Genomic DNA, 1,645 nt, shown 5'->3' with positions numbered 1-1,645 from the left:
GTTAAATTACATGCTAATCTGACTTTATGTTCGGATTATTGATTAGATCGTATGACTACGCGTAAACCTCGTCAAACTCGAGCCAAAGTCACTGTCGACACGATTATTGAAGCAGGTTTTATTGCAGTGGCACTTCATGGACCAAGTGGTACTACAACACGTCATATTGCAGAGATTGCAGGTGTGAGTGTCGGATCTTTATACGAATATTTTAAAAATAAAGAAGAAATTTATGATGCAATGAACCACTTTTTTGTTCGGGAAATTCTGGACATGATTACAGAGCTTACACCGACTATTTTACAGTTAGAGTTAGAGCCTGTCATTGAAATGATTTTCTATACCTTTAGTGATTTATTAAAAAAAAATAACGACCGCTATTTGACTGTTTTACGTTATGCAGGAGAGTTGCAGTACGATAAATACATTCCCAAAATTGAACAGGCTTTAATGGAAGTCATCATGAAATATATGATGCATAATCCAAAATATCTAAAAATCAACAATTTGCCTGTAATTACTTATATTTGTATTAATAGCGGAATTTTTAATGTCGCGCGGCATCTTATTTTGCCAAACCCTTATATTAGTTTTGATGAAATGGTGCAGGGGCTAACCACTATGATTATGAGTTATATCAATTCAGAAATGGCACGTTCAGAAGAGCATTGAACTGAGATAGAATTTTTATAAGTCTAATCGATAATAAAAAAGCCCTCACATAAAGTTTTATATGAGGGCTTAATTGATCTTATGGCATGGTTGGAACTTCTTCTGGACGCATATCGAAAATTAAAATTTCAGCATTATCACCATTGGTAAATGATAAGCTTCCACCATCACGAATACGTGCAGCATCTCCAGTATTAAAGGTTTTACCATTTACATCAACACGACCTTTAGCAACATGTAGGTACACATATCGACCATCAGGAATCACAAATTCAGCAGTTTCTTCACCATCAAAAAGACCTGAATAAATATTAATGTCTTGTTTGATCGATAAAGTTTTCTCACCACCTTTGGGTGAAATGATTAAATGCAATTTACCGCGTTTGTCTGCTTCATCAATATGAACTTGTTGATAGCCCGGATCTGTATTCACTTCATTTGGAACAACCCAAATTTGCAAGAAATGAACGCCTTCTTGAGCTGAATGGTTAAATTCACTATGAGCAACACCACGACCTGCACTCATCAGCTGAATGTCGCCCGGCACAATCACAGAACCTGTACCCATCGAATCTTTATGCTCTAATGCACCTTCAAGCACATAGGAAATAATTTCCATATTCCGGTGAGGGTGAGTACCAAAGCCTTTAGATGGAGCAACGTTATCATCGTTAATTACAAGTAGATCCGAAAAACCGACTTGTTTAGGGTCCCAATAATTAGCAAATGAAAAGCTATGTTTTGATTGTAACCAACCATGATGTGCTGCACCACGTTCGTGAGATAAACGCATATCAAACATGATCTATTCTCCTAATTTAATTTTTTCTCTGAGTGCAGTTTATCGTGGAACCAGTAGGGTGTTTGCATAGGTAATTGAGCCACCACCTACCGCGTTCCCGCAAATAATGGTGACATGGCGAAAAAAACGCATGTTGAAATAACCGAAAAGTTTCATGCCTGGGCGCCAAAT

General features: G+C 37.1%; 2 protein-coding genes and 1 pseudogene. 1 reads left to right on the top strand and 2 read right to left on the bottom strand.

What is annotated here, in order from left to right:
- Positions 1–51 precede the first annotated feature (51 nt).
- A complete protein-coding gene (locus tag HUN22_RS16895; protein WP_174731812.1) occupies positions 52–672 on the top strand; it encodes a TetR/AcrR family transcriptional regulator in 621 nt (206 codons plus the stop codon).
- A 79-nt stretch (positions 673–751) separates the two neighbouring features.
- Here HUN22_RS16895 and HUN22_RS16890 read toward each other — a convergent pair whose 3' ends face one another.
- Together HUN22_RS16890 and HUN22_RS18290 are read right to left on the bottom strand one after the other, a co-directional pair.
- Positions 752–1,474, bottom strand: coding sequence for a pirin family protein (locus HUN22_RS16890; RefSeq protein WP_174731810.1), 723 nt, complete (start codon positions 1,472–1,474; stop codon positions 752–754).
- A gap of 45 nt (positions 1,475–1,519) precedes the next feature.
- A pseudogene (locus tag HUN22_RS18290) lies at positions 1,520–1,645 on the bottom strand (hypothetical protein); the annotation flags it as partial.

Origin of the sequence: Acinetobacter lactucae (assembly GCF_013344765.1) — a bacterium.
In the GTDB taxonomy this organism is placed as follows: domain Bacteria; phylum Pseudomonadota; class Gammaproteobacteria; order Pseudomonadales; family Moraxellaceae; genus Acinetobacter; species Acinetobacter lactucae_A.
This window is presented reverse-complemented; position numbering and strand designations above follow the sequence as displayed.